We start from the raw sequence: 25369 nt of genomic DNA, 5'->3' as shown, positions 1-25369 counted from the left end.
CCGACGGGCCGCGACCTGACGGAAAGCGCCACGGGGAGAGCGGCCGGACACCTACCCTCGGACACGTGGGGGGAGCGCTGCGGCGTGCGCTGACGGGGGGCTTCGCGACGACGTTGGTGGTCGGAGGCCTGGTCGCGCTGCGCGCCGAGCCCGCCGTCGCGGTGTCGACCGGGCGGCCGATCGCGGTGGCCGCCGCCGACGACGGCACGTCGTACGTCGGGTACGCCGCCGGCGACCGGCTGCTCCGCCTCAGCGCCACCGGTGAGTACGCCGGCTCGGTGCCGCTCGACCAGGACGAGCCGGTCACGGGCCTCGACGTCGGGCCCGACGGCAACGTCTGGGTCGACTACGGCGCCAGCGTGTCGGAGCTCTCGACCGACGGCACGGTGCTCACGCACTTCGCGGTCCAGGCGGGCGGGTCCTGCCCGGTGGACCGCGCCCACGACCCCGCGCGGTACGGCGGCCTCGAGGTCACCGGGGACGCGGTCTACGTCGCCGGCCGCTGCGTCGCGACGGTCGGCATCTACCGCCACGACGGGCAGCTGCTGGCGAGCGTCGACCTCCCGGGCACGGCGTACCCGCGGGACGTCGCCCTCGCGCCGGCGGTGAAGGGCCTGCCCGCACGGATGTACGTGTCGGTGCCGGACGCGGGCAAGGTCTACGCCTACAACACCGCGTCGCTGCGCTCGGAGCCGCAGCCCGCCCGCACGCTGGTGATCAAGCGGTTCTCCGGCTACCGCAAGCCGGCGCCGGGCCCGCTGGCCGCCGACGAGAAGGGCCAGCTCGCCGTCGTCGACGTCGCCAACAACGCCGTGCACTTCTACAACGGCCCCGAGGACTACTGGTACTACCGCACCCTCGGCCACCCGCCGGACGCCGCCTCGGACCGCGGGTACCTCGACCGGGCGACCGCGTTCGACAACGCCGACGGCAGCTTCCGGGACGGCTTCTGGGTGGCCGACACCGGCAACGGCCGGATCCAGCACTGGGACCACCTCGGCACCACCGACTGGATGGCCGACGCCCAGGCGCCCGGTGACCCCGGTGCACCGGTCAACGCCGGGCTGCCCCGCATCACCGGGCGGCCGTACGCCGGGAGGGTGCTCAGCTGCGACCCGGGGGCCTGGGACGCCGCCCTGGCGTCGTACGACGTCGCCTGGCTGCGCGGCGGGCTGCCGATCCCCGGCGCCCACGACCTCGACCACACAGTGACGTCGGCGGACGTGTCCACCGAGCTGGCCTGCACGGTGACCGCGCACGCCGCGAGCGGCGCGAGCTCCGCACCCACCTCGAGCGAGGCGTTCCCGATCCCGGGAGCCCACTCGCCGCCGTACGTCCTCGAGCGTCCGGCGATCAGCGGCGCCGCCCGGTCCGGCTCGGTGCTGCGGTGCAGCAACGGGACGTGGACCGGCCGGCACCCGACGTCGTACCTGCGCGGCTGGCTGCGCGACGGGCAGCTGCTCCCGGGGACCAACGCGCCGGAGTACCTCGTCACCGACAACGACCGCTACCACGACCTGACCTGCCGGGTCGCGGCCGTGAACAGGAACGGCGCCGGCAAGGTCGCGCTCAGCGACCCGGTCGCCGTCGACGACGGCAGCGGCGGCACCGGTCACGTCGGCCGTCCCGAGAACGTCGCACGTCCCCGGATCGTCGGGAAGGCCACGGTCGGCACCGTGCTCTTCTGCGACCCCGGCCGGTGGCGGAACGCGCCGGTCCTCGGCTACGTGTGGCGCCGCGACGGCGCCGCGCTGGGCGGCTCCGAGAAGGACCAGTACGAGGTGCTCGGCGACGACCGCGGGCACCGGCTCACCTGCCTGGTCACCGGCACCAACCCGTCCGGGTCCGACCAGGCGAGCTCCGCGGCGGTCGTGCCCCGGCACTGAGCCTGCCTAGAGTGGCGGCATGCCGAGGATCGCCACGAACGACCGCGTCGACCGCCAGCAGCTCCTGGACTTCGTCCGCATCCGGCACCACCTGGTCCTGGTCACCACCCGCGGGGACGGCCGGCCGCAGGTCTCCCCGGTGACCGGCGGCGTCGACGCCGACGGGCGGATCGTGATCTCGACGTACCCCGACCGCGCCAAGGCGACGAACCTGCGCCGCGACCCGGCCGCCACCGTGCTGGTGCTCTCCGACGAGTGGGACGACGCGTGGGTCCAGGTCGACGGCACCGCCGAGGTGCTCGACATGCCCGGCCGGGAGGCCGAGGACGGCCTGGTCGAGTACTTCCGCTGCATCGCCGGCGAGCACTCCGACTGGGACGAGTACCGCGAGGCGATGCGCCGCCAGGGCAAGTCGCTGATCCGGATCACGGTCGACCGGTGGGGCCCGGTCGCGACCGGCGGGTTCCCGCCGGACCGCGCGCCGGCCTGAAAAGCGGTCCAGTCAGCCCCCGCAGACCGTCCGTCGGAGGGCCCTCGCCCGGTTAGTCTCGGCGCGTGCGCGCCCAAGCCCCCCTGGGTCGCCTTGTCGGCCTTGCCATGATCTGCGCGGGGCTCGGGACCGCGAGCTTGGCGACCCCGGACGCCGCCAGCGCCGCGACCTCCGACAGCCCCACCGCGATCGGGGTGGCGCCCAACGGCACGTCGTACGTCGGCTTCTCCACCGGTGGCAAGCTGGTCCGCGTCTCGTCCAGCGGCAAGCTCAAGGGCGGCGTACCGCTGGACCAGGACGAGGCCGTCGACGGGCTCTTCGTCACGAACGGCGGCGACATCTGGGTCGACTACGAGACCGGGTTCTCCCTCCTCGGCCCGTCCGGGAGCGTGCAGGCGCACTTCGACCACGACCCGGTGCGCTCGTGCGACTCGAGCACGCCGGCGTCGCGCTACGGCGGCATCACCGCGAACGGCAACCGGGTCTACATCGCGAACCGCTGCCACGACAGCATGTCGGTGTACGCGCGCAACGGTGACCTGGTCGCGACCGTCGGGCTGCCCGGCCGGCCGCGCGGCATCACGTACGGCGGCCCGCAGGCCGGCCGCCCCGCGTTCGTGTACGTCGCGGTCCCCGACCAGGGCAAGGTGCTCGCCTTCAAGGCGGGCTCCCTGCGCAGCTCCTCGAGGCCCACGCACACCTACACCCTCCGGCGGCCGTCGGGCGGCGCGAAGCCGGCGCCCGCCGGCCTCGCGGTCGACAAGTACGGCCAGCTGACCGTCAGCGACATGGCGAACAACGCGCTCTACCTGCTGGACGCCAACCACGACTTCTCGCTCTACCGCACGCTGGGGCACCCGCCGCGGGCCAGCCGCGCCGCGGGGCGCCTCAACGGACCGAGCGCCATCGCCCAGCACGCGCAGGACGGCGGCGGCCTGTCGGGGAACCTGTTCATCGCCGACACCGACAACAACCGGATCCAGCGCTGGGACACCGGCGGCTACACGTTCTGGGCCAAGGGCGTCCGGCCCGGCAACGGCAGCGGCGGCAGCGGCGGCAGCGGCAGCGACGGTGGCGGCAACGGTGGCGGCGGTGGCGGCGGTGGCGGTGGCAACGGCGGCGGCGGCAGCACCGGCGACGGGCCGGCGAACGTCACCGCCCCGAGAATCCTCGGTACGCCGGCGGTCGGTCAGGGACTCACGTGCGACAAGGGCACCTGGGACGAGGGCGGCGACCTGGTCCTCTACTCCTACAGCTGGCTGCGCGACGGGACGGCGATCCCCTCGGCCACCAGCCTCTCCTACCTCGTGGTCGCGGACGACGACGGCGCCAAGCTGACCTGCCGGGTGCGGGCCAGCAACGCGAACGGCAACACCGTGAAGGACTCGGCTGCCGTGACCGTCGGTGCCGGCGGCGGCGACCCGGGCGGGCCGACGAACACGGTGCTCCCGACGATCACCGGCAGCCCCGCGGTCGGGCAGGTGCTCACCTGCGACCCGGGCACGTGGACCGGCACGGGCAACACCTTCACCTACCAGTGGAAGCGCGGCACGACACCGGTCGGCGCCTCGAACACCTACACGGTGGTCGCCGCCGACAACGGCCAGAGCCTGACCTGCACCGTCACGGCCTCGACGCCGACCTCGGCGGCGAGCAGCCCCGCGACCTCGGCCCCGGTGGTCGTCGGGACGGGCCTGCCCACCAACACCGCGGCGCCCGAGGTTCTCGGCGGCGCGTCGCCGGGCACCGTCGTGAGCTGCACACAGGGCACCTGGACCGGCAGCGGCAACACCTACGCCTACCAGTGGAAGCTGAACGGGACGCCGATCGCGCGGGCGACCTGGCCGTCGTACACCGTGCTCTCCGGTGACCTCTCCGGGACCCTGGCCTGCACCGTCACCGCGTCCAACCCCGCCGGCCCGGTGTCGGCGACCTCGGCCCCGGCGACCGTCACGGGCTGGTCCGGCCACGCGCCGTCGAACGACGTGCCGCCCACGATCACCGGGACGGCCGCGGTGGGGCAGACGCTCACCTGCAACGCCGGGTCTTGGAGCGGCATCCCCGAGCTCGTCTACACGACGAAGTGGCAGCGCGACGGCGCGGACGTCGCCGGCGCGACGGCCACGACGTACCCGGTCACGTCGGCCGACTCCGGGAAGGCGCTCGTCTGCCTGGTCGTCGTGGCAAATGGCTACGGCAAGGGCGCCCTCGCGACCTTCCCCCTCACCGTCCCGGGCAGCGGCGGTGGTGGCGGCTCGACCGGCGTCCCCACCGCGACGGCCGTCCCGGCGGTCACCGGCAGCGGCGTCGTCGGCACCGCCCTGACCTGCGGCACCGGGACCTGGACCGGGAACCCGTCGACGTACCGCTACTCCTGGTCGCGCAACGGCGCGCCCATCCCGCAGACCGCCGCGCCCCAGTACGTCGTCCTCTCCGAGGACGTCGGCCAGACACTGACGTGCACGGTCACCGCGGTCAACGACTCCGGCAGCACCGCCTCCACGTCGGCCGGCACGCAGGTCGCCGGGCCGTCCGGGCACGCACCGGCGAGCGCGACCCGGCCCGCGATCACCGGCTCGGCCGCGGTCGGGCAGGTGCTCACCTGTGACCCCGGCACCTGGACCGGTGACCTGGTGATCACCTACCTCTACCTCTGGCAGCGCAACGGTGACACCATCGCCAACGGCCGGACGTACACGGTCGGAGCCGCCGACGCCGGCAAGCTGCTGCGCTGCGTGGTGGTGGCGGGCAACGGCTCCGGGAAGGGCGCGGCCCGGTCCGCGCCGGTCGGCGGGGACAGCTGCAGCGGAGCCGTCGGCGTGACGATCAACGGCGGTGCGACGGAGACCCCCACGCCGGACGTGCAGCTCTCGGTCCGCCCGCCCGTCGGCGCCACCAGCGTGACGATCTCGAACGCCAGCGACTTCTCCGACGCCACCACGGTCCCGCTGGTCAGCACCTGCAGCTACGACTGGGAGATGAGCTCGATCCCGGGGCTGCCGATGTCCTGGTCGGTCTACGTCCGGTTCGACACCGGTCCGACGGCGTACACCGACGCGATCGTGGTGCGCGAGCCTTCCGCTCGCCTGCACCTGTGGTGACACTGTCGGGGTGACGCACTGCCGGTTCGTGCCGCCGTACCTGCTCAGCCGGGTGGCCCCCGAGAGCCTCGTCGTGGACGAGACGCTGCGGGGGCGACGCACCGCGCTGCACCTCGAGGGCCGCACGGCCCTGGCCCCGGGCGGTCCGGCCTGGGTCGTGCACGCCGCGGACCACGACACGACCCTGCCCGGCCGCACGGTCCGCTCCGCCGGCGAGCCGGCCTCCGGTGACGCGGCCGTGGACGAGGCCGCCGACGGCATCACGGGGGCGCTCGCGCTGTTCGCGGACGTCTACGGCCGCGCGTCGTACGACGGCGGCGGTGCGCGCGTGGACCTGACCGTCCACTACGGCAGCGACTACGACAACGCGTTCTGGAACGGCACCCAGCTGGTCTTCGGCGACGGCGACGGCAAGGTCTTCGGACGGTTCACCCGGCCGGTGGACGTCCTGGGCCACGAGCTCACCCACGCGGTCACCGAGCACACCGCGAGGCTGCGCTACCAGGGCCAGCCCGGTGCGCTGAACGAGTCGGTCTCGGACGTCTTCGCCTCCTGCCTCAAGCAGCGGCTGCTGGGCCAGTCGCCGGCGGAGGCCGACTGGCTGATCGGGGCCGGCATCTTCCTGCCCGGCGTCCGGGCACGGGCCCTGCGCGACATGGCGAACCCCGGCACGGCGTACGACGACCCCGCGCTCGGCAAGGACCCGCAGGTGGGCAACCTCGCCGACTACGTCGACACCGACGACGACAACGGCGGCGTGCACGTCAACTCCGGCATCCCGAACCGTGCCTTCCAGCTCGCCGCCGTCGCCATCGGCGGCACGACCTGGGACGGCGCGGGCCGGGTCTGGTACGACGCGCTGACTGGCGGCGCGGTGGGGCCGGACACCGACTTCGCGGGGTTCGCGGCCGCCACGGTGGCGGCGGCGGGCGAGCACGCCGACGCCGTACGCCGCGCGTGGTCGGAGGTCGGTGTCGCGAGCGGCCGCCGGGTGGCGGTGCGCCGCACCGGGGGGTTCGGCGGGCTGCGGGCCGGCGGCGAGCTCGACCTCGAAGGTGACGACCCGCGGGCGCGGGAGCTGTCGGGGCTCGTCGACCGGGTCGACCTCACGACGGTGCCGGGCGGTGACCCGCAGCCGGACCGGTACGTCTACGACTTCGACCTGTGCGGGTCGCGCGCTCGGGTCGCGGAGCAGCACCTCACGCCCGACCTCGCGCGGATCGCGGAGCTGCTGATCTAGTCGGTCAGGCGAGCGCGCGGTCGAGGGCGGCCGCGACGTGCAGCGTGGTGCACGGGAAGACCGGGATGTCGGCGTCGGCCTGGCGGACCAGCAGCTCCAGCTCGGTGCAGCCGAGGATCACGCCACCGGCGCCGGCGTCCCAGAGCTCGTCGATGAGGCCGACCACGGTCCGGCGCGAGGAGTCGAGCACCTTGCCGTGCACGAGCTCCTCGTAGATCACCCGGTTCACGGTCTCGTGGTGCCGCTCGTCGGGCACGTGCACGGTCAGCCCGTGCGAGGCGATCCGGTCGGTGAAGAACGAGCGCGACATCGCGAACGTCGTGCCGAGGAACCCGACCTCGGACAGGCCCTGGGCCCGGCACGCGTCCGCGACCACGTCGGCGAGGTGCAGCAGCGGGATCTGGACGGCCTCCGCGACCTGGTCCGCGACCCGGTGGAACGTCGTCGTGCAGAGCAGGAGGAAGTCGGCACCGGCCGCCTCGACGCCGCGGGCCGCGCCCGCGAGGATCTCGGCGACCTCGTCCCAGCGCTCCTCGGCCTGGAGCGCGGTGACCTCGGCGAAGTCGACGGACGTCATCACGGTCTTCGCGGAGGCGAGACCGCCGACCCGCTGCTCGACCGCCTGGTTGAGGCCCTCGTAGTAGGCCGCGCTGCTCTCCCAGCTCATCCCGCCGAGGAGTCCGATGGTCTGCATGCGGGCCACTCTCTCAGACGACGCGGTGCACCTTGTGCTGGGCGGCCTGCGCCTTGGGCCGGATCACCAGCTCGTCGATGCTCACGTGCGGGGGCCGGGTGGCCATCCAGGTGATCGTCTCGGCGACGTCGTCGGCGGTGAGCGGCTCGGCGACGCCGGCGTACACCGCCTCCGCCTTCTCCCGGTCGCCCCTGAAGCGCACCAGGCCGAACTCCTCGGTCTTCACCATGCCGGGCGCGATCTCCATGACGCGGACCGGCTGGTCGTAGAGCTCGAGGCGAAGCGTCTCGTTGACGACCTGGGTGCCGTGCTTGGCGGTCGTGTAGCTCGCGCCGCCCTCGTAGGCGATCCGGCCCGCCGTCGACCCGACGTTGAGGATCGTGCCGGCGCCGCTGGCCAGCAGCGCGGGCAGCAGCGCGCGGGTCACCTGCACCAGGCCGATCACGTTGACCTCGAAGGTGCGGCGCCAGTCGTCACTGTCCGCCTCGGCCACCGGGCCGGACCCGAACGCGCCGCCGGCGTTGTTGACGAGCAGGTCGAGCCGGTCCCCGACGGCCCGCGCCAGCCCCGCGACCGACTGCTCGTCGGTGACGTCGCAGGCGACCGGCGTACCCCCGATCTCGGCGGCGAGCGCCTCGATCCGGTCGGTACGCCGGGCGGCGCAGAACACGTGGAACCCGGCGCGGGCGAGGTGGCGGGCGGTGGCGGCGCCGATGCCGCTGCTCGCCCCGGTCACGACGGCGGTGCGGGTCTGGTCCATGGGCGCCATTCTGGTCGGGCCCGGGATGCCGTGGCACACTGACCCGCGATCCCGACCGTGTCCTTGCTCGGAGGAGGTGGGTGCGATGCGTGCAGCGGCTGCGGTGGCCGGCCTGCTCGGCGGGCTGTGCTGGGTCGTCGCCCCCTGGGTGGACGCCCTGGCGTGGCCGGGCGCGGTGCTGCTGGCGGTGGCCGTCCTCGGTGCCGGCGCGAGCCTGGTGAGCCGGAGCGCGGTGTGGCTGCGCTGCCTGGTCGCCGTCTGCTTCCTCGCGCTCGTGGGCTCGGTGCTCCAGGTGCTCCGGGACAGCCTCGACGACCAGGGCGTGCTGGCGGTCGCCGGCGTCGCGGCGGTGGTCGTGTCCGTGGCCGCGCTCGCGCGCCGGCCGGAGCCGGTCGCACGGTCCCGCGGCTCCCACGCCGCCTGAGGCGGGAATCAACCGGACCGGTCGGATGTTCTCCATGGTCGTGGACGAGTCGATCCGGCGGGTGGCGATGATCAGCCTGCACACGTCCCCGCTGGACCAGCCGGGCACGGGTGACGCCGGCGGCATGAACGTCTACGTGATCGAGCTGTCCCGACGGCTGGCCGCCCGGGGCATCGAGGTCGACATCTTCACCCGCTCGACGAGCTCCGCGCTCGACCCCGTCGTACCCGCCTGCGACGGGGTGACGGTGCGGCACGTGCACGCCGGCCCGTTCGAGGGGCTGACCAAGGCCGAGCTGCCCGGCCAGCTCTGCGCGTTCGCGCGCGAGGTGCTGCGCGCCGAGGCCGCGCAGCCCGAGGGCCACTACGACGTCGTGCACTCGCACTACTGGCTCTCCGGCCAGGTCGGGGCGCTCGCCCGCGACCGCTGGGGCGTGCCGCTGGTGCACACGATGCACACGATGGCCAAGGTCAAGAACGAGGCGCTCGCCGCCGGTGACACCCCCGAGCCAGTCGCCCGGATCATCGGCGAGGAGCAGGTGGTCGAGGCCGCGGACATGCTGATCGCGAACACCGACCTCGAGGCCAAGCAGCTGATCAACCTGTACGACGCCGACCCGTCGCGGGTCGAGGTGGTCCACCCCGGGGTGGACCTCGACGTGTTCCGTCCGCAGGACCGGGCCACGGTGCGCGCCCGGCTGGGTCTGCCCGCCGACGCGGCGGTGCTGCTGTTCGCGGGCCGCATCCAGCCGCTCAAGGCGCCCGACGTGCTGCTGCGCGCGGTCGCCGAACTGCTGCGGCGTACGCCGTCGCTGCGCTCGCGCCTGGTGGTGCCGGTCGTCGGCGGCCCGTCCGGCAGCGGGCTCGAGCACCCCGAGTCGCTGGCCCAGCTGTCCCGCGAGCTGGGCCTGGAGGACGTGGTGCGGTTCGTCCCGCCGGTCGCCCAGGACGAGCTGGCGCGATGGTGCGCAGCCGCGACGCTCGTCGCGGTCCCGTCGTACAACGAGTCCTTCGGCCTGGTCGCCGTCGAGGCCCAGGCGACCGGCACGCCGGTGGTCGCGGCCGCCGTGGGTGGCCTGACGACCGTGGTCCGCGACGGCCGCAGCGGCCTGCTCGTCGACGGGCACGACCCGGTCGCCTGGGCCGACGCGCTGCGGCGGGTGGTCGAGGACGACGCGCTGCGGGTCCGCCTCGAGGCAGGCGCCCTCGAGCAGGCCCGGCGGTTCTCGTGGGAGCGCACCGCGGAGCGCGTCCTGGAGGTCTACGGTCGGGCCCGGGCCGACCTCAGGGAGACCGTGTGAGCTCATCCGATCCGCAGCAGGTGATCCGCGACCACCTCGCCGCGAGTGAGGTGGAGTTCGAGGAGGTCGCCGACGGCGTGTTCTCCTTCTCGCTGCCCGGCGAGAAGAAGCTGCAGATCGCGGTCCGCCTCGACGTCGGATCGCACGCGCTGGGGGTGCACGCGTTCGTGTGCCGCAAGCCGGACGAGAACCACGAGCGCGTCTACCGCTGGCTGCTGGAGCGGAACCTGCGCATGTACGGCGTGGCCTTCGCCGTCGACCGGCTCGGCGACATCTACCTCGACGGCCGGCTGCCGCTCGCGGCGGTCACGCCCGACGAGCTGGACCGGCTGCTCGGCTCGGTGCTGACCTACGCCGACGAGTCGTTCAACGCGATCCTCGAGCTCGGCTTCGCCTCCTCGATCCGCAAGGAGTGGGAGTGGCGCAAGCTGCGCGGCGAGCCGACCCACAACCTCGAGGCGTTCCGCGGCTGGCTCGAGTCCGGCGTCGACCCCTCGTAGCGGGGGATCACTGGGCGAGGGCGAGGGCTCCGAGCGCGAGCACTGCCGGGACCGCCTGCACGAACAGCACGCGGGTGCTGACCGTCACGGCGCCGAACACGCCGGCCACCACGACGCAGGCCAGGAAGAACGCCAGCACGTCGTCGCGCTGGCCGGCGATGCCCCACACCAGGCCGGCGACCAGGAAGCCGTTGTAGAGGCCCTGGTTCGCGGCCAGCACCTTCGTCTCGTCGGCGAACTCCGGGTCGAGCCCGAAGGCCTTCCGCCCGGCGGGCTTGTTCCACAGGAACATCTCCAGGACCAGGAAGTACAGGTGCAGGGCCGCGACGAGACCGGCCAGCGCGTACGCGACGACGTCCACCCGCGCATCATGGCAGGTCAGGCGGGCGGCGAGACCTCGTCGGCGACGGTGCGCGGCTTGCGCCGGGCCACGGCGACGCCGACGAGCGCGAGCGCACCCCCGACGTACGCCATCGCGGGCGGCGCCTCGTCGAGGAAGACCAGGCCCATCACGATCGTGATCGGCGGGACCAGGTAGGTCGTGACCCCGAGGCTGCTGGCGCTCATGTGGCGCAGCGCGTAGGCGTAGGTCGTGAACGCGATCGCGGTCGGGAACACGCCGAGGTAGACAATCCACACGAGCGAGGACGCCGGCGCGTCCGCGGCCTCGTCGAGGAACGTCGGCGCGAACGGCAGGCAGACGACCGCGCCGACCGTGCACGCGAGCCAGACGACGTGGATGGCGGGGAGCCTGGCGACCAGCGGCTTCTGGAGGATCAGGCTGACGGAGTAGACGACCGCGGACAGCAGGCAGAGGAGCACGCCGACCACGTCGTTGCCCCCGCTGCCGGTCATCGAGAGGCTGATCAGGCCGACGCCGGCGAACGCCAGCGCCAGTCCCAGGCCGAGGTAGAGCGTGAACCGCTCGTCGAGGAAGACCGCGGCCAGCAGCGCGATCAGCACCGGGGACACCTGGATGAGCATCGCGGCCGTGCCGGCGTCGACCCGGCGCTCGCCGGCGTTGAGCGCGACGTTGTAGACGCCGAACCACAGCACGCCGATGCTCAGGATCGACACCCACTGCCGGCCGGTGGGCCGCGGCAGGCCGCGGCTGAGCGCCACGACGCCCAGGCACACCGCGCCGACCGCGAGCCGGCCGAGGCTCAGGGCGCCGGGGGAGAAGTCGTCCGCGAGGTGGCGGATCGCGACGAACGCCGACGCCCAGAACACCAGCGTCACCGCGACTGCCGTCACCGGCAGCCAGGCCGGTGGCGTGTTGGTGTCGGGGGCGGAGGGCGGGGTCGTCGTACTGGTCACAGGAGCCAGCCTAGGGATCACCACCGACACCAGACACGCGGAAATCGGACGCGTATCCGCGACTTGCTGCCAGTCCCACCCGTCACAGGGATCCCCGGTCAACCGGGGATCCCCTCGCTTTTGGGGCGTTGCAATGCCCGCCAAGCGCCAACATCCCCGGTTAGCCGGGGATCCCGCCAACCGCCCGCCCCGAGATCAGAGGTCGAGCTTGTAGCCGAGCCCGCGGACGGTGACGAGGTACTTCGGCTCGCTGGGGTCCGGCTCGATCTTGGCCCGCAGCCGCTTCACGTGCACGTCCAGGGTCTTGGTGTCGCCGACGTAGTCGGAGCCCCACACGCGGTCGATGAGCTGGCCGCGGGTGAGCACGCGCCCGGGGTTGCGCAGGAACATCTCCAGCAGCTCGAACTCCTTGAGCGGCAGCCGCTGCGCGGCACCGTCCACGGTCACCACGTGCCGCTCGACGTCCATCCGCACCGGCCCGGCCTCGAGGGTCGCGGGCGCCAGGTCGGGCTCCTGGCCGCGCCGCAGCACGGCCCGGATCCGGGCGACCAGCTCCCGGGGTGAGTACGGCTTGGTGACGTAGTCGTCGGCGCCGAGCTCGAGGCCCACCACCTTGTCGACCTCGTCGTCCTTCGCGCTGACCATGATCACCGGCACGCTCGACGTCTGCCGGATCTGGCGGCACACCTCCGTGCCGGGCAGGCCCGGCAGCATCAGGTCGAGCAGCACGATGTCGGCACCGTTGCGGTCGAACTCGATCAGCGCGGCATTGCCGTCCGCCGCGATCGCGACCTCGTAGCCCTCCTTGCGCAGCATGTAGGCGAGAGCGTCGCTGTAGCTCTCTTCGTCCTCGACGACGAGTACGCGGGTCATCGGCCTGCCTCCTGGATCTCTCGGGCCGAGATGTGTCGGGGGAGCGTGAGGGTGAACGTGGATCCCTGGCCCTCGACGGACCACACCCGGACCTCCCCGCCGTGGGTGGCCGCGACGTGCTTGACGATGGACAGGCCGAGGCCGGTGCCACCGGTGGAACGGTGCCGGGCCGGGTCGACCCGGTAGAACCGCTCGAAGATGCGGTCGATCTCGCCGGCGGGAATGCCGATGCCCTGGTCGACGACCGAGACCTCGACCATGTCGCCGTCGCTCTTGGTCGAGACCAGGACGGTGGCGTCGCACTCGGAGTACGACACGGCGTTGGCCACGAGGTTCGCGACCGCGGCCGTCACCTGCTCCTCGTTCCCGAAGACCTCCAGGTGCGGCGTGCCGCCGGAGACGATCGAGATCCGCTTGGAGTCCGCATCCATCGCGCTGGTGTCGACGGCGATCTTGATGACCTCGTCGACGTCCACCGGCATCGGCGCGTCGAGCGGCTCGTCGCCCTGCAGCCGGGACAGCTCGATGACCTGCTGCACCAGCCTGGAGAGACGGTCGCTCTCGGTCAGCATCCGGTCGGAGAACCGCTTGACCGCCTCCGGGTCCTCGGCCGCGTCGTGGACGGCCTCGGCGAGCAGCCGGATCGCGCCGACGGGGGTCTTCAGCTCGTGGCTGACGTTGGCGACGAAGTCGCGGCGCACGGCCTCGACGCGGCGCTCCCGCGTCCGGTCCTCGACCAGCGCCAGCACCATCCGGGCACCCAGGGGCGCGACGCGGGCGGTCACGTGCCGGGCCGACGTGCCGGCACGGCTCATCAACAGCTCGGTCTCGCGGATCTGGCCGTCGCGGCGTACCTGCCGCACCAGCTCGGCGAGCTCCTCCGAGGCCAGGGAGGTGCCGCGCACCAGGCCCATGGCGTACGCCGGCGCGGAGGCCTTGAGCACGACGTCGCTGTCGTCGACGAGGACCGCGCTGCTGCGCAGGACGGAGAGGACGGTGGCGACGCCGACGGGGACGACCGGCTCCTCGACGGGTCCGGCGGTGTGCTGCTGGCGGTCGCTCACGTGCCACGCGAGCACGGCGCCGCCGGCGACAACGGCTCCGATGAGCGCGGCGAGGAACGCCTGCGTCGTCGGATCCACAGCGCAATCGTACGAGCCAGGTCGCCCGGAGCCCGCCAGGCGAGGATGACCTACCAGATATTCACCCGGCGTTCACGCTGCAGCCTCGGCTGGACACCTGGCCCACCTAGGCTCGGGCCCATGCGAGAGGCCTTCCACGAACAGCTCGACGCGATCTTCCACGATCTCGCCGGGATCTGCGGCGACGTCGAGACGTCCGTCCGCCTCGCGACCGAGGCGCTGCTCAGCGGCGACCCCTCGATCGCGGAGCGAGTGATCAGCGGTGACGTCGAGATCGACCGGTCCCGGGAGCGGGTCGAGGACTCCGCGTTCCTGCTGCTCTCGCTCCAGCAGCCCGTCGCCAGCGACCTGCGGGTCGTGGTCGCAGCGCTGCGGATGGTGAGCGACCTCGAGCGGATGGGCGACCTCTCGGTGCACGTCGCCAAGATCGCCCGGCTGCGCGTGCCGAACGTCGCCGTACCCGGACCGATGCGCCCGACCATCGAGCGGATGGCCGAGGTCGCGGAGGACATGGTGCGTCGCGTGTCAAAGGTGATCATCGACCGCGACGTCGAGGAGGCCCGGTCCCTCGTCCACGCCGACGAGGAGATGGACGACCTCCGGCGCACCACCTTCGCCGAGATGCTCTCCGCGGACTGGGAGCACGGCGTCGAGGCCGCGATCGACGTGGCGCTGCTCGGCCGGTACTACGAGAGGATCGCCGACCACGCCGTCTCGGTCGCGAACCGGGTCGTCTTCGTCGTCACCGGCGAGAACCCTGCCTCGGTCGGCGCCTGACGGTTGCGCCCCATCGAGCGACTTCGTCGCTCGACGCTGCTCAGCGACCCTGGTTGGCCACGGCGGCGGCAGCCGCAGCGGCGGCCTCCGGGTCGAGGTAGCGGCCGCCCGTGACGGTGGGCCGCATGGCGTCGTCGAGCTCGTAGACCAGCGGCATGCCGGTGGGGATGTTGAGGCCGGCGATGTCCTCGTCGCCGATGCCGTCCAAGTGCTTGACCAGGGCGCGCAGGCTGTTGCCGTGCGCCGCGACGAGCACGGTCCGGCCGGCCCTGAGGTCGGGGACGATCGAGGACTCCCAGTACGGCAGGAACCGCTCGATGACGTCCTTCAGGCACTCGGTGCGCGGCATCTCGGGCCCGAGGTCGGCGTACCGCGGGTCGCCGGCCTGCGACCACTCCCCGTCGTCCTCGATCGGCGGGGGAGGTACGTCGAACGACCGGCGCCAGAGCATGAACTGCTCCTCGCCGTACGCGTCGAGGGTCTCCTTCTTGTTCTTGCCCTGGAGCGCGCCGTAGTGCCGCTCGTTCAGGCGCCACGACCGGCGCACGGGGATCCAGTGCCGGTCGGCGACGTCGAGCGAGATCGCCGCGGTGTTGATCGCACGGCGCAGCAGCGAGGTGTGCACGACGTCGGGGAGCAGCCCCGACTCGCGGATCAGCTCGCCGCCGCGGACCGCCTCGGCGCGACCCTTGTCGTTGAGCGGGACGTCGACCCAGCCGGTGAAGAGGTTCTTGGCGTTCCACTCGCTCTCGCCGTGGCGGAGCAGGACCAGGGTGTGGCTCACGGCTACTGGCCCGCGTCGCGCGACTCGACCGTGCAGTCCTCGGTCGCGGCCGAGCCGTCGCCGGACTTGTCCAGGCCCTCGTACTCGTAGCAGGGCGGCACGATCGGCACGTCCAGCTCGACGCTGTCCCCGTCGCCGAAGCCGATCTCGAGCATCACGTGGCCGCCCGAGGAGATGGCGTCGCCGGTGAGCACGACGCCGCCGTCGGTGGCGAGGTTGAAGAGCTGGCCCGCGTCGACCTGGATCGGCTGGAAGGAGTCGGCCTTGACGTCCGAGTCGTCCCCGGTGCCCGCGATCGAGGACACCGTGGCGGTGTTCTCCTGGTCGTTGTTCGCGAACGACGCGATCAGGGTGCCGGACCCGTCCTGCGCCGAGACGACGACCGCACCGAGCACGTCGACCATGGCGTCCCGGTCGTTCACACCAGCACCGGGCGTGTAGACGCGGTCGGTCGCGTAGTCGAAGCCACACGAGCTGAGGACGGTGGCGAGCGCGAGCGCCCCGGCGGCGGCGAGCACGCGGGCGGACATGCGGAGCTGCATCTTCAATGCCTTCACGGTCGACTGCGGCGATGTGCGGACCACAGCCTAGCGGTCGGCGGACCTGCCTACTGAGCCAGCCCGACGCTGTTCGCGACGACCAGCAGGGCAGCCAGGTCGAGCACCGTCCACGCGAGCGCGAGCACCAGCAGGCGGGTGGCGCCGATGCGCATCGCGATCCGCAGCGGGAGGTGCCGGATGCCGTCCTCGTGGTCGGCGACCAGGCCCGGCAGCGCGCACAGCACGTGCACACCGACGCCGAGCAGCGCGGCCAGCACCACCAGCGGGACCTCCGGCGGGTTGCCGGTCGCGTCGCCGCCCCAGCCGCCGTACGACAGGAAGAAGGGGTAGAGCGCGTACGCCGCCGCCCACGGCAGCCAGGAGAGCCAGACGCGCCGCAGCACGACGTTGCCGACCAGACCGACCGCGAGTGAGGCGAGGTACGCCGCACCGGCCGGCACGCCGTTCTGGATGGAGAGGGGTACGACGAGCAGCACCCCGCAGATCAGCGCGAACCAGGCCGTGCCCGGGTCGAGGTAGCCGTCCGCGATCGGCTTGCCGCTGGGCAGCCGGGTGGCGTCGCGGCGGCGGTCGACCAGGTCGTTGTGCCACCCCAGGATCGCCTGCCCGACCAGCACCGTCGCGAGCACCAGGCCCACCTCGCGGCCGGGCCGCCCGCTGATCGCGGCGGCGATCGCCAGGCCGCCCGCGGTGATCAGCGCCTGGCGCGGGTGGGCGGCGCGGAGCAGCAGCACCGGGGTCGTGTGCGACAGGGTGCGGCGCCGTTCGCGAGAGGGGGACGCGGCATCGGGGGCGGCGGTGGCGTCCTTCCGGCGGCGCAGGGTCGGCGACATACCCCGCAGTATCAGCCAGACCCGCTCAACCGTGCGGGATTCGGCGCGACGGGAGGGTCGCCACCACATGGACCCGCGTTCTGTCAAGCCCGCATTGTGCCCCTGACCTGCGCAAACGCGGTCGGAGCCGCTTCGGACGCGTGTTAGAATGGACACCTAGGAAGGGGTACCTGACATATGACTTTCACTGTCGGCGAGACGGTTGTTTACCCGAATCACGGGGCCGCGATCATCGAGGACATCGAGATGCGGACCATCAAGGGAGAGGACCGGGAGTACCTCGTACTCCGGATCGTCGCCCAGCAGGACCTGGTCGTACGCGTACCCGCTTGCAACCTCGATCTCGTCGGTGTCCGCGACGTCGTCGACAAGGATGGTCTCGACCGCGTGTTCGACGTCCTCCGTGCCGCGCACGTCGAGGAGCCGACCAACTGGTCGCGTCGCTACAAGGCGAACCTCGAGAAGCTGCACAGCGGTGACGTGATGAAGGTGGCCGAGGTCGTGCGCGACCTGTGGCGCCGCGAGCGGGACCGCGGCCTGTCCGCCGGCGAGAAGCGGATGCTGGCGAAGGCGCGCCAGATCCTCGTCTCCGAGCTGGCGCTGGCCGAGCACACCAACGAGGACAAGGCCGAGGCCCTCCTCGACGAGGTGCTCGCCTCCTGATCTCCACCGACGAGGCCCCCGGAGCGATCCGGGGGCCTCGTCGTCATGACGGGTCGTCTTTGTAGGTTGGGCACCGTGGACCCTGACGCCCCCCATCCCGCGCTGGGCGCGGTCCTGGAGCAGGACCGCGGCCACCTGCCGTTCGCGCTGATCCACGGCGAGGCGCTGGTGGCAGCCGCGGCCTGGGCGCTCGGCGAGGCCGGGGTCACGCCCATCGACACCGGCACGCCGTGGGCGGCGCTCGTCGAGGCGGAGGAGCCGCTCGTGCTGCACGACCCGCTGTGCCCGATGACGCCGCCGGCCTTCATCGCCGAGTGCGTCGCCCGCGCCGTCGAGCGTGCGGCCGTCGTGGTCGGCGTCCGACCGGTCACCGACACCGTCAAGGTCGTCGAGGACGGCCTGGTCGGCGCGACCCTCGACCGGGAGGGCCTGGTCGCCGTCGCGTCGCCGGTCGTGCTGCCGGCCACGGTCGTCGCATCCCTCGGGGGCCTGCCGTCGACCGACCTGGTCGCGCTGGTCGCCGAGCTCCGTCGCCGCTACCCGGTCGAGCTGGTCGAGGCCCCGCCCGCCGCCCGCCGGGTCGGCTCCGAGGAGGACGTCCGCGTGCTGGAGGCGCTCACCCGAGCCTGAGTTCGGCAGCAAGCGTTGGTGTCATGGGAAAGTCGCCGCGCCGTGCCCCTACCGGTGCCGGTGGCACAGTGGAGTGCTGACCAGGAACACGAGGAGGAACCCCCGGTGCGTGTCCAGCTGCTGTACTTCGACGGCTGCCCGAACTGGATAGTCGCCGAGGAGCGACTGGCCCGGGTCCTGCGAACGCTGGGCCGCGACGACGCGGCCGTGGAGCACCTGCGGGTCGAGACGCCCGAACAGGCCGAGGAGCTGAATTTTCTCGGCTCACCGACCATCCGCATCGACGGCACCGACCCGTTCGCCACCGGGGGCGAGTCCGTCGGGCTGGCCTGCCGCGTCTACGGCACCCCCGACGGTCCCAGCGGCTCGCCCACCACCGCCCAGCTCCTCGCGGTGCTCTCGTGAAGCGCATCGCGCTGCTGCTGGTCGGCGCCTACCTGCTCGTCGCTGCCGGCAACCGGGTCGCGGAGCACTTCGGCGCGATGACGTGCGGCTGCGCCGACGACTGCTGGTGCCACCGCCGCGGCCTGAGCCTGTTCCGGTGGGTCTTCCCGTGGCGCCACCACCCGGGCCACACCGCCGAGGAGAAGGCCGGCCTGGACCCGGCCCGCGCCTGAGCTGGGTTCCTAGCCTTCCGGACGCGAGGCAGCGTCCCCACGACAGGCCGGGCCGGCCGGTGCATGGAGACACCGGCAGCAGCCGCCACCTGAGGTGCGGCGACACGGTCAGCGGCCGCCCTCCTCGGCGAGCTGAGGCCCGCTCCCACGCGGGAGGCACCGGCAGAGCCTTCAGGCGTCGGGTTTTCCCCATCTACCAACGCTTGCTGCCGAACTCACCCGAGCCTGAGCGCGAGATCCAGGTCCTCGGGGAAGGTGATCTTCAGGTTGGCCGGCGTGCTCGCCACCGCCGCCACCGGGAGGTCGGTGTACCGGGCCCAGCAGGTCGCGGTGTCCGTCCCGTCGAAGCCGTCGGCCTCGGCCCGGGAGTACGCCGCCAGGAGCTCGGCCGCCCGGAAGGCCTGCGGCGTCTGCACGCCGTCCAGCTCCGCGGGCAGCTCGCGGCCGTCGAGCGCGAGCAGCCCGGACAGGCGGACGCAGGGGATCGCGCCGCCGAGCTCGCGCGCGGCGGCGATGGTCGCCGAGAAGAGCTGCCGACCCGCGAGCGGCCGGGCGCCGTCGTGGATCGCGACCACGTCCAGCTGCCCGCCCTCGATCTCCGGGCGCAGCGCGACCAGCGCGTTCCACTCCGACGCGTGCCGGGTCGGGCCGCCCTCGACCATGCCGACCTCGGCCTCGCCCAGGTACGGCGCCAGGGCCGCGGCCACGACGTCGAGCTCGCCCGGACGCACCACGACCAGCACCCGGCGTACGCCGTCGAGGGCGAGCGCGTCGCGCACCGACCAGGCGAGCACCGGCAGCTCACCGAGGGGGAGCAGCACCTTGTTGGCGCCGGCGCCGACCCGCTGGCCGGCGCCCGCGGCGAGGATCACGACGGCGGCAGGCACCCGCCGAGTTTTTCACGGATGTCACACGGCGAAACAGCGGCGTGACACCGCGCCCCTACGTTTCTCCGCATGTGGCAACCGGTCTGCCGGGTCGCCGAGCTCGAGGTGGAGCGCGGTGCGACCGCGCTCGTGCACGGCCAGGCGGTCGCGCTCTTCCGGACCCCGGACGACCGGGTCTACGCCCTCGGCAACCACGACCCGTACGCGAGGGCGTCGACGATGGCGCGGGGCATCGTCGGCGTCCGCGACGGCGTGCCGTTCGTGGCCTCGCCCACGCACAAGCACGCGTTCGACCTGCGCAGCGGCAGGTGCCTGGACGACGACCACGTCTCGGTCCCGGCCTACGACGTCCGAGTCGTCGACGGGGTCGTGCACGTCGGTGGCCGCAAGGAGGCGGCCGCCTGAGGGGGGTCAGGACGTGAGCAGGGCGGTCGCGATCGCGGCCACGCCCTCGCCGCGACCGGTGAGGCCGAGGCCGTCGGTCGTGGTGGCGGAGACGCTCACCGGTGCGCCGACGGCGCCGCCCAGCGCCGCCTCGGCCTCCGCCCGGCGCGGGCCGACCTTCGGCCGGTTGCCGATCACCTGGACGGCGACGTTGCCGATCTCGTAGCCCGCGGCCCGGACCCGGGCGGCTGTCTCCTCCAACAGCGCCGTCCCGGACGCGCCGGCCCACGCCGGGTCCGACGTGCCGAAGTTCGACCCGAGGTCCCCGAGACCGGCCGCGGACAGCAACGCGTCGCACGCGGCGTGCGCGGCGACGTCCGCGTCGGAATGGCCCTCGAGGCCCTGCGGCTCGTCCGGCCAGGACAGCCCGGCCAGGTGCATCGGGACGCCGTCGACGAGGCGGTGCACGTCGGTGCCGATGCCGATCCGTTCCGTCACAGAATGATCATGCCCGAGCGGCCGCCCCTGCCGCCCGCTGGGCCACAATCGGCGGGTGAGGACCTCTCGCGGCGCCTGGGCGCTGGCCGGCCTGCTGGCCGGGTTCGCCGGGCTGGCCGCGAGCTACTGCGTCGCGATGGTGCTCACCACCCGCGACGACCCGGTGAGCGCGGTCGCGGAGCTGGTCATCCGGTTGACGCCCGGACCGGCCGTCGAGCGGGCGATCCAGCTGGTCGGCCGGCACGACAAGACGCTGCTGGTCGTCACGGTGCTGGTGCTGTTGGCGCTGCTGTTCGCGATGGCGGGCCTGCTCGCGCGCCGGGCGTGGTGGGCGGCGATCGCCGTGTACGCGGGGCTCGCGCTGGTCGGCGCGGTGGCGGTCGGCTCGCAGCGCGGCGCGTCCCCCGTCGACGCCGTCGCGCTCGTGGTCGGGTTCTTCACCTGGCTCGCCTGCCTGGCCCTGCTGATCGCGCCCCTCACCAGAGCAGAGGGCTCAGCGGGCTCCGAGCACCGCGGCGACCCCGGAGCGGCCGCGCACACCCGCCGCGGCTTCCTGCTCCGGGTCGGGGTGGTCGGCGCCCTGGGCGTGACCGCCGGCGCGGTCGGACGCGCGGTCGGCCTCGGCCGGCGGCAGGTCGAGGAGGCCAGGCGGCTGCTGCGACTTCCCGGAGTCACGGTGCCGCGGGTGCCGGCCGGCGCGCGCGTCGACGTACCCGACATGACGCCGTGGCTGACGCCCGCCGACGACTTCTACCGGATCGACACCGCCGTCTACGTGCCGGCGATCCGGCCCCAGGACTGGCAGCTGCGCATCCACGGCCTCGTGGACCGCGAGATCGTGCTCGACTACCAGCAGCTGATCGCGCGGCAGCTCACCGAGGCCTGGGTGACGATCTGCTGCGTCTCGAACGACGTCGGCGGCCCGCTCATCGGCAATGCCTGGTGGAGCGGGGTCCGGATCGCCGACCTGCTCCGCGAGGCCGGGGTGCAGGACAGCGCGGACGCGGTGCTGCAGACGTCCGACGACGGCTGGACCTGCGGCACCCCGCTGGGCGTGCTGACCGACGACCGCGACGCGATGCTCGCCGTCGCGATGAACGGCGAGCCACTGCCGGTCGACCACGGCTTCCCGGTGCGCACGATCGTGCCGGGGCTCTACGGCTACGTGTCCGCGTGCAAGTGGGTGGTGGACCTGAGGGTGACGCGGTTCGCCGACATCTCGGCGTACTGGACCGACCGCGGCTGGTCGGAGCTCGGACCCGTGAAGATCTCCTCGCGCATCGACGTGCCGCGCGACTACACCGACATCGCGGCGACGGGCGCCCGCGTCGCCGGCGTCGCGTGGGCGCAGCACACCGGCATCGAGCGGGTGGAGGTGAACGTCGACGGCGGGGACTGGCAGCCCGCCGGGCTCGGACGGGTGCCGAGCGACGACACGTGGGTGCAGTGGGCCGTCACGCTCGACCTCAAGCCGGGGGAACGCGTGCTGCGGGTGCGGGCGACCGGCAAGGATGGGACCGTGCAGACCGGTGAGGTCCACGGGGCGGTCCCCGACGGCGCCACCGGCTGGCACACGATCCACGTGAAGGCGACGGACTGAGGGGAGCAACCGTGGGCGACTTCAGCGGACGGACGGGCGCGGCGCTCGTGGTGGGCGGCAGCGGGGGCCTCGGGCTGGCCATCACCCGGCTGCTGGCACAGCGCGGCGCGCACGTGGCGGTGACCTTCCGCTCGCACCCGGCGGCCGGCGCCGCCGCGGTCGAGGCGGCCCGCGAGTGGGGCGTGCACGCCTCGGCGTACGAGCTCGACCTGGCGGCCGCGGACGCGACCGCCGTCGTGGATGCCGTCGTCGCCGACCACGGTGGTCTGCACACGCTCGTCTACGCGGCCGGCCCGCACGTCCCGATGGCGCACCTCTCCTCCGTCGCGCCGGTGACGATGGCCGCCCAGCTCGCAGCCGACGCGGCCGGGTTCTTCGCCGTCGTCCAGCCGGCGTTGCCGCACCTGCGCGAGTGGGAGGGCTCGATCGTCGCGGTGACGACCGCCGCGACGACACGCTTCCCGGTCCGCGACGGACTGTCCTCGGCCCCCAAGGCGGCGGTCGAGGCGATGGTGCGGGCGCTGGCGGCCGAGGAGGGCCGCTACGGGGTCCGCGTCAACGCCGTCGGCCCCGGCATGCTCACCGACGGCATGGCCGCACGGCTCATCTCGTCGGGGGAGCTGTCCGAGGAGGCGCTCGCGATCACCCGGGCGAACATCCCGATGCGCCGGTTCGGCACCGCGCACGACATCGCGGAGGCCGTCTGCTTCCTCGCCTCCGACCGGGCCGGGTTCGTGTCCGGCCAGAAGCTCGACGTGGACGGCGGGTACGGGGTCTAGGTGCGGTCAGGGCAGCGGGTGCTCGTCGTCGGTGATCACGTAGACGGTGCCGCCGGACGTCGGGATCCAGGCGTTCTCGAACTGCCCGCGGTCGTAGGTGCGCCGCACCGTGGCATCGGACGCCGCCGCAGGGTCGTTGACGACCACGTCACCGGACGCGGTGAAGCCCACGATCACCAGCAGGTGCCCGTCGGTCGACGAGATCGGGGCGCCGTCGAGCTCGCCGCGGCCGAACGCGATCGAGGCGACCAGCGGGATGCCGGCCCGGACGTACGTCTCGGCCTCCCGGAGGGACCGGAGCCGGGTGACGAACGCGTGGCCGGCGAGGTTCGCGGCGTACGCCGTGTTGAACGGCCAGTTGCCGGTGCCCTCGTAGTCGTAGTCGTAGGTCATCCGCGCGGCGTGGTCGACCCACGGGTCGGGGCGGTCGCCGACCCACGCGTAGGCGGCCGGGCGCGGGAGCGCGTCGTAGTAGCCGAGCACCATCGAGGTCGACGTCGGCGAGCACCACGCCTCGCCGCCGCCGCCGTACTCCGGGTAGTCGCCGCGGTGGATCATCTGCGAGTACGCCGGCACGTCGAGCACGATCCCGCGGGCGACCCCCGGCCGCGACGTGGGCACCGTGGAGACGTCGGGCAGCCGCGTCGCCACTGCACCGACCGCGTCGACCGACGGCGAGGCAGCCTGGCCGGCGGCCCGCCGCAGGGTGACCCGGAGCTGGTACGACGAGACGCCGTCGGGCACGACCCAGGTGTCGACGTTCACCGAGGCGAGGTCGTCGGCCTGTCCGGACGACGTCGTACGCCGCACGAACCTGTCGCCGGCGGCCCAGGTCGCCAGCGTGTCCCAGCTCGAGAGCTGCGAACCGGACCGGCCGCGCACCTGGACCCGCAGGGAGCTGTCGCCGGGCGTGCGCGCGGACCACGAGGCGATCAGCCGGGTCAGTGCGAACCCGGGCGCCGCCCACGGCGAGGTCCAGGTACCCGACGCCGAACCCGTCGCGAGCGAGACGCGTCCCGCCGCGACGCGCACGTCTCTCGCCGCGCCCGATCGCAGCTCCGCGGGCGAGTCCCACTGGGTGTGGGCGATCCTTCGCGCGGGGGCGGCGTCGGCTGGAGGCGTGGCGACCGGCACGAGCAGCGCGGAGGCGACGATCGCGGATGTCAGGCGGCGCACCCGCAAACCCTAGACTTGGCCGGTGACCTTCAGGCTGTACGACACTGCGACCCGCGAAGTCCGTGACTTCGTCCCCCTCGAGGAGGGGAAGGCGGGCGTCTACGTCTGCGGTCTCACGGTGCAGTCCGAGCCGCACGTCGGCCACGTCCGCTCCGGGGTCGACTTCGACGTCCTCCAGCGCTGGCTCCGCCACCTCGGCTACGACGTGACGTTCATCCGCAACGTCACCGACATCGACGACAAGATCCTCATGAAGTCGGCCGACCAGGGCCTGCGCTGGTACGAGCTCGTCGCCCGCATGAAGCGTCAGCTGGACCAGGCGTACGACGCCCTCAACGTCGCGCCGCCGACGTACGAGCCGGCCGCCACCGGCCACGTGCCGGAGATGATCGTGCTCATCCAGGAGCTGATCGCCAAGGGTCACGCCTACGCCGCCGAGGACGGCTCCGGCGACGTCTACTTCGACGTGCGCTCCTGGCCGCAGTACGGCGAGCTCACCCACCAGCGCATCGACGACATGGAGGCCGCCGAGGACGCGGACCCCCGCGGCAAGCGCGACCCGCGCGACTTCGCGCTGTGGAAGGGCTGGAAGAAGGAGTCCGAGCCGGAGACGGCTGCCTGGCCGAGCCCCTGGGGTCCCGGCCGCCCGGGCTGGCACATCGAGTGCTCCGCGATGGCCGGCAAGTACCTCGGTCCCGCGTTCGACATCCACGGCGGCGGCGTCGACCTCCGCTTCCCCCACCACGAGAACGAGCAGGCCCAGTCCCGCGCGGCCGGCCGCCCGTTCGCGTCGTACTGGATGCACAACGCCTGGATCACCACCGCGGGCGAGAAGATGAGCAAGTCGCTCGGCAACTCGCTGACGATCCCGGCGGTGCTCCAGAAGTACCGCGGCATCGAGCTGCGCTACTACCTGGTCGCCGCCCACTACCGCAGCCACGTCGAGTTCTCGTTCGAGGCGCTCGACGAGGCGGCGGTCGGGTTCCGCCGGATCGAGAGCTTCCTCGAGCGCGCCGGCACCGTCGAGCCCGGCGAGCTGCCCGAGGCGTTCGTCGCCGCGATGAACGACGACCTCGGTACGCCGGCCGCGCTGGCCGTGCTCTTCGACGTCGTCCGGGCCGGCAACCGGGCCGACGACCCGACACCGCAGGCCGCGCAGGTGCTCGCGATGCTCGACGTGCTCGGGCTGAACCCGGCCGACCCGGCCTGGGGCCCGGCCTCGAGCGACGACCAGCGGCTCACCGACGCCGTGGACGTGCTCGTCCGCGGCCTGCTCGAGCAGCGCACCCGGGCGCGGGCGGACAAGGACTTCGCCACCGCCGACGCGATCCGCGACCAGATCAAGGCCGCCGGCATCGCGATCACGGACACCCCCGACGGCCCGACGTGGTCACTGGAAGCAGGAACGAAGTAATGGCTGGGGTCTCGATACGCCCGCTCGTTCCTCACGGGCT

28 protein-coding genes are annotated in these 25369 nt (G+C 73.2%); 16 read left to right on the top strand and 12 right to left on the bottom strand.

Annotated features, from left to right (window positions below):
• Positions 1 to 65: 65 nt before the first annotated feature.
• The 4 genes from N538_RS0105835 (at position 66) to N538_RS0105820 (ending at position 6717) form a co-directional block, all read left to right on the top strand.
• Positions 66 to 1886 carry a hypothetical protein gene (locus tag N538_RS0105835; RefSeq protein WP_155991977.1) on the top strand — a complete coding sequence of 607 codons (1821 nt, stop codon included), beginning with the start codon at positions 66 to 68 and terminating at the stop codon, positions 1884 to 1886.
• Between the two features lie 19 nt (positions 1887 to 1905).
• Positions 1906 to 2376 (top strand): PPOX class F420-dependent oxidoreductase, encoded by a 471-nt coding sequence (locus N538_RS0105830; protein WP_028636540.1) that lies wholly within the window; start codon positions 1906 to 1908, stop codon positions 2374 to 2376.
• 65 nt (positions 2377 to 2441) lie between these two features.
• Positions 2442 to 5477 carry a hypothetical protein gene (locus N538_RS28885; RefSeq protein ID WP_197025242.1) on the top strand — a complete coding sequence of 1012 codons (3036 nt, stop codon included), beginning with the start codon at positions 2442 to 2444 and terminating at the stop codon, positions 5475 to 5477.
• A 10-nt stretch (positions 5478 to 5487) separates the two neighbouring features.
• The gene (locus N538_RS0105820; protein WP_028636538.1) at positions 5488 to 6717 is read left to right on the top strand and encodes a protealysin inhibitor emfourin; all 1230 of its coding nucleotides are present in this window, start codon (positions 5488 to 5490) and stop codon (positions 6715 to 6717) included.
• Positions 6718 to 6721: 4 nt separating this feature from the next.
• On the opposite strand, the gene N538_RS0105815 is transcribed toward N538_RS0105820, so the two are convergent.
• Together N538_RS0105815 and N538_RS0105810 are read right to left on the bottom strand one after the other, a co-directional pair.
• Positions 6722 to 7411, bottom strand: coding sequence for an aspartate/glutamate racemase family protein (locus N538_RS0105815; RefSeq protein ID WP_028636537.1), 690 nt, complete (start codon positions 7409 to 7411; stop codon positions 6722 to 6724).
• Between the two features lie 13 nt (positions 7412 to 7424).
• Positions 7425 to 8171 carry an SDR family NAD(P)-dependent oxidoreductase gene (locus N538_RS0105810; RefSeq protein WP_028636536.1) on the bottom strand — a complete coding sequence of 249 codons (747 nt, stop codon included), beginning with the start codon at positions 8169 to 8171 and terminating at the stop codon, positions 7425 to 7427.
• 85 nt (positions 8172 to 8256) lie between these two features.
• Between N538_RS0105810 and N538_RS0105805 the strand changes: the two genes are divergently transcribed.
• Genes N538_RS0105805 through N538_RS0105795 form a run of 3 tightly spaced genes read left to right on the top strand, consistent with a single transcriptional unit; the run spans position 8257 to position 10395 of the window.
• Positions 8257 to 8595 carry a hypothetical protein gene (locus tag N538_RS0105805; protein WP_155991976.1) on the top strand — a complete coding sequence of 113 codons (339 nt, stop codon included), beginning with the start codon at positions 8257 to 8259 and terminating at the stop codon, positions 8593 to 8595.
• Between the two features lie 34 nt (positions 8596 to 8629).
• The gene (gene mshA, locus N538_RS0105800; protein WP_231496146.1) at positions 8630 to 9895 is read left to right on the top strand and encodes a D-inositol-3-phosphate glycosyltransferase; all 1266 of its coding nucleotides are present in this window, start codon (positions 8630 to 8632) and stop codon (positions 9893 to 9895) included.
• A complete protein-coding gene (locus tag N538_RS0105795) occupies positions 9892 to 10395 on the top strand; it encodes a YbjN domain-containing protein (RefSeq protein WP_028636533.1) in 504 nt (167 codons plus the stop codon). The genes mshA and N538_RS0105795 overlap by 4 nt, the downstream gene beginning before the upstream one ends.
• A gap of 7 nt (positions 10396 to 10402) precedes the next feature.
• Here the strand turns inward: N538_RS0105795 and N538_RS0105790 are convergent, their stop codons facing one another.
• From N538_RS0105790 to N538_RS0105775, 4 genes are all read right to left on the bottom strand, one after another.
• Positions 10403 to 10756, bottom strand: coding sequence for a DUF1304 domain-containing protein (locus N538_RS0105790; RefSeq protein ID WP_028636532.1), 354 nt, complete (start codon positions 10754 to 10756; stop codon positions 10403 to 10405).
• A 17-nt stretch (positions 10757 to 10773) separates the two neighbouring features.
• Positions 10774 to 11712: a DMT family transporter gene (locus N538_RS0105785; protein WP_028636531.1), complete on the bottom strand. Its 939-nt coding sequence runs from the start codon at positions 11710 to 11712 to the stop codon at positions 10774 to 10776.
• Positions 11713 to 11907: 195 nt separating this feature from the next.
• Entirely contained in the window at positions 11908 to 12585 is a 678-nt protein-coding gene (locus N538_RS0105780) for a response regulator transcription factor (protein WP_028636530.1), read from the bottom strand.
• On the bottom strand, positions 12582 to 13727 hold the full coding sequence (locus N538_RS0105775; RefSeq protein ID WP_028636529.1) for a sensor histidine kinase: 1146 nt from the start codon (positions 13725 to 13727) through the stop codon (positions 12582 to 12584). Before N538_RS0105775 ends, N538_RS0105780 begins: the two co-directional genes overlap by 4 nt.
• A 120-nt stretch (positions 13728 to 13847) precedes the next feature.
• On the opposite strand from N538_RS0105775, the gene phoU reads away from it, so the two are divergent.
• Positions 13848 to 14504, top strand: a complete 657-nt coding sequence (gene phoU / locus N538_RS0105770; RefSeq protein ID WP_028636528.1) for a phosphate signaling complex protein PhoU — start codon at positions 13848 to 13850, stop codon at positions 14502 to 14504.
• Between the two features lie 40 nt (positions 14505 to 14544).
• Here the strand turns inward: phoU and N538_RS0105765 are convergent, their stop codons facing one another.
• From N538_RS0105765 to N538_RS23985, 3 genes are all read right to left on the bottom strand, one after another.
• Positions 14545 to 15288: a phosphoglyceromutase gene (locus N538_RS0105765; RefSeq protein WP_028636527.1), complete on the bottom strand. Its 744-nt coding sequence runs from the start codon at positions 15286 to 15288 to the stop codon at positions 14545 to 14547.
• Between the two features lie 2 nt (positions 15289 to 15290).
• Entirely contained in the window at positions 15291 to 15830 is a 540-nt protein-coding gene (locus N538_RS0105760; protein WP_028636526.1) for a hypothetical protein, read from the bottom strand.
• Between the two features lie 65 nt (positions 15831 to 15895).
• Positions 15896 to 16681 (bottom strand): UbiA family prenyltransferase, encoded by a 786-nt coding sequence (locus N538_RS23985; RefSeq protein WP_051548823.1) that lies wholly within the window; start codon positions 16679 to 16681, stop codon positions 15896 to 15898.
• Between the two features lie 177 nt (positions 16682 to 16858).
• On the opposite strand from N538_RS23985, the gene N538_RS0105750 reads away from it, so the two are divergent.
• From N538_RS0105750 to N538_RS0105735, 4 genes are all read left to right on the top strand, one after another.
• The gene (locus tag N538_RS0105750; RefSeq protein ID WP_028636525.1) at positions 16859 to 17344 is read left to right on the top strand and encodes a CarD family transcriptional regulator; all 486 of its coding nucleotides are present in this window, start codon (positions 16859 to 16861) and stop codon (positions 17342 to 17344) included.
• 75 nt (positions 17345 to 17419) lie between these two features.
• Positions 17420 to 17974 carry a 2-C-methyl-D-erythritol 4-phosphate cytidylyltransferase gene (locus N538_RS0105745; protein ID WP_231496145.1) on the top strand — a complete coding sequence of 185 codons (555 nt, stop codon included), beginning with the start codon at positions 17420 to 17422 and terminating at the stop codon, positions 17972 to 17974.
• Positions 17975 to 18079: 105 nt separating this feature from the next.
• Positions 18080 to 18379, top strand: coding sequence for a DF family (seleno)protein (locus N538_RS0105740; RefSeq protein ID WP_028636523.1), 300 nt, complete (start codon positions 18080 to 18082; stop codon positions 18377 to 18379).
• Positions 18376 to 18591: a hypothetical protein gene (locus tag N538_RS0105735; RefSeq protein ID WP_028636522.1), complete on the top strand. Its 216-nt coding sequence runs from the start codon at positions 18376 to 18378 to the stop codon at positions 18589 to 18591. Before N538_RS0105740 ends, N538_RS0105735 begins: the two co-directional genes overlap by 4 nt.
• 215 nt (positions 18592 to 18806) lie before the next feature.
• Here the strand turns inward: N538_RS0105735 and N538_RS0105730 are convergent, their stop codons facing one another.
• The gene (locus tag N538_RS0105730) at positions 18807 to 19478 is read right to left on the bottom strand and encodes an IspD/TarI family cytidylyltransferase (RefSeq protein WP_028636521.1); all 672 of its coding nucleotides are present in this window, start codon (positions 19476 to 19478) and stop codon (positions 18807 to 18809) included.
• Positions 19479 to 19547: 69 nt separating this feature from the next.
• Here N538_RS0105730 and nirD point away from each other — a divergent pair, with 69 nt between their 5' ends.
• Complete coding sequence (nirD, locus tag N538_RS0105725; RefSeq protein WP_028636520.1) at positions 19548 to 19883, top strand: nitrite reductase small subunit NirD; 336 nt, start codon at positions 19548 to 19550, stop codon at positions 19881 to 19883.
• 6 nt (positions 19884 to 19889) lie between these two features.
• Here the strand turns inward: nirD and ispF are convergent, their stop codons facing one another.
• Positions 19890 to 20360 carry a 2-C-methyl-D-erythritol 2,4-cyclodiphosphate synthase gene (gene ispF / locus N538_RS0105720; protein WP_028636519.1) on the bottom strand — a complete coding sequence of 157 codons (471 nt, stop codon included), beginning with the start codon at positions 20358 to 20360 and terminating at the stop codon, positions 19890 to 19892.
• A 55-nt stretch (positions 20361 to 20415) separates the two neighbouring features.
• On the opposite strand from ispF, the gene N538_RS0105715 reads away from it, so the two are divergent.
• Together N538_RS0105715 and N538_RS0105710 are read left to right on the top strand one after the other, a co-directional pair.
• Positions 20416 to 21960 (top strand): molybdopterin-dependent oxidoreductase, encoded by a 1545-nt coding sequence (locus N538_RS0105715; protein WP_028636518.1) that lies wholly within the window; start codon positions 20416 to 20418, stop codon positions 21958 to 21960.
• 11 nt (positions 21961 to 21971) lie between these two features.
• A complete protein-coding gene (locus N538_RS0105710) occupies positions 21972 to 22739 on the top strand; it encodes an SDR family NAD(P)-dependent oxidoreductase (protein WP_028636517.1) in 768 nt (255 codons plus the stop codon).
• Between the two features lie 6 nt (positions 22740 to 22745).
• On the opposite strand, the gene N538_RS23980 is transcribed toward N538_RS0105710, so the two are convergent.
• On the bottom strand, positions 22746 to 23915 hold the full coding sequence (locus tag N538_RS23980; RefSeq protein WP_036569553.1) for a C39 family peptidase: 1170 nt from the start codon (positions 23913 to 23915) through the stop codon (positions 22746 to 22748).
• Between the two features lie 22 nt (positions 23916 to 23937).
• Here N538_RS23980 and cysS point away from each other — a divergent pair, with 22 nt between their 5' ends.
• Positions 23938 to 25329 (top strand): cysteine--tRNA ligase, encoded by a 1392-nt coding sequence (gene cysS / locus N538_RS0105700; protein ID WP_028636516.1) that lies wholly within the window; start codon positions 23938 to 23940, stop codon positions 25327 to 25329.
• Positions 25330 to 25369 lie beyond the last annotated feature (40 nt).

The organism is Nocardioides sp. URHA0032 (assembly GCF_000620645.1).
Lineage (GTDB): Bacteria > Actinomycetota > Actinomycetes > Propionibacteriales > Nocardioidaceae > Nocardioides.
The sequence above is the reverse complement of the archived record's forward strand: the minus strand, read 5'-3'. Positions and strand labels throughout refer to the sequence as shown.

Coding starts and splice junctions, on each gene's coding strand:
- N538_RS0105830 (WP_028636540.1), top strand. CDS start 1,906: ATGCCGAGGATCGCCACGAACGACCGCGTCGACCGCCAGCAGCTCCTG.
- N538_RS0105815 (WP_028636537.1), bottom strand. CDS start 7,411: ATGCAGACCATCGGACTCCTCGGCGGGATGAGCTGGGAGAGCAGCGCG.
- N538_RS0105810 (WP_028636536.1), bottom strand. CDS start 8,171: ATGGACCAGACCCGCACCGCCGTCGTGACCGGGGCGAGCAGCGGCATC.
- N538_RS0105805 (WP_155991976.1), top strand. CDS start 8,257: ATGCGTGCAGCGGCTGCGGTGGCCGGCCTGCTCGGCGGGCTGTGCTGG.
- mshA (WP_231496146.1), top strand. CDS start 8,630: ATGGTCGTGGACGAGTCGATCCGGCGGGTGGCGATGATCAGCCTGCAC.
- N538_RS0105780 (WP_028636530.1), bottom strand. CDS start 12,585: ATGACCCGCGTACTCGTCGTCGAGGACGAAGAGAGCTACAGCGACGCT.
- phoU (WP_028636528.1), top strand. CDS start 13,848: ATGCGAGAGGCCTTCCACGAACAGCTCGACGCGATCTTCCACGATCTC.
- N538_RS0105760 (WP_028636526.1), bottom strand. CDS start 15,830: ATGCAGCTCCGCATGTCCGCCCGCGTGCTCGCCGCCGCCGGGGCGCTC.
- N538_RS23985 (WP_051548823.1), bottom strand. CDS start 16,681: ATGTCGCCGACCCTGCGCCGCCGGAAGGACGCCACCGCCGCCCCCGAT.
- N538_RS0105750 (WP_028636525.1), top strand. CDS start 16,859: ATGACTTTCACTGTCGGCGAGACGGTTGTTTACCCGAATCACGGGGCC.
- nirD (WP_028636520.1), top strand. CDS start 19,548: ATGTGGCAACCGGTCTGCCGGGTCGCCGAGCTCGAGGTGGAGCGCGGT.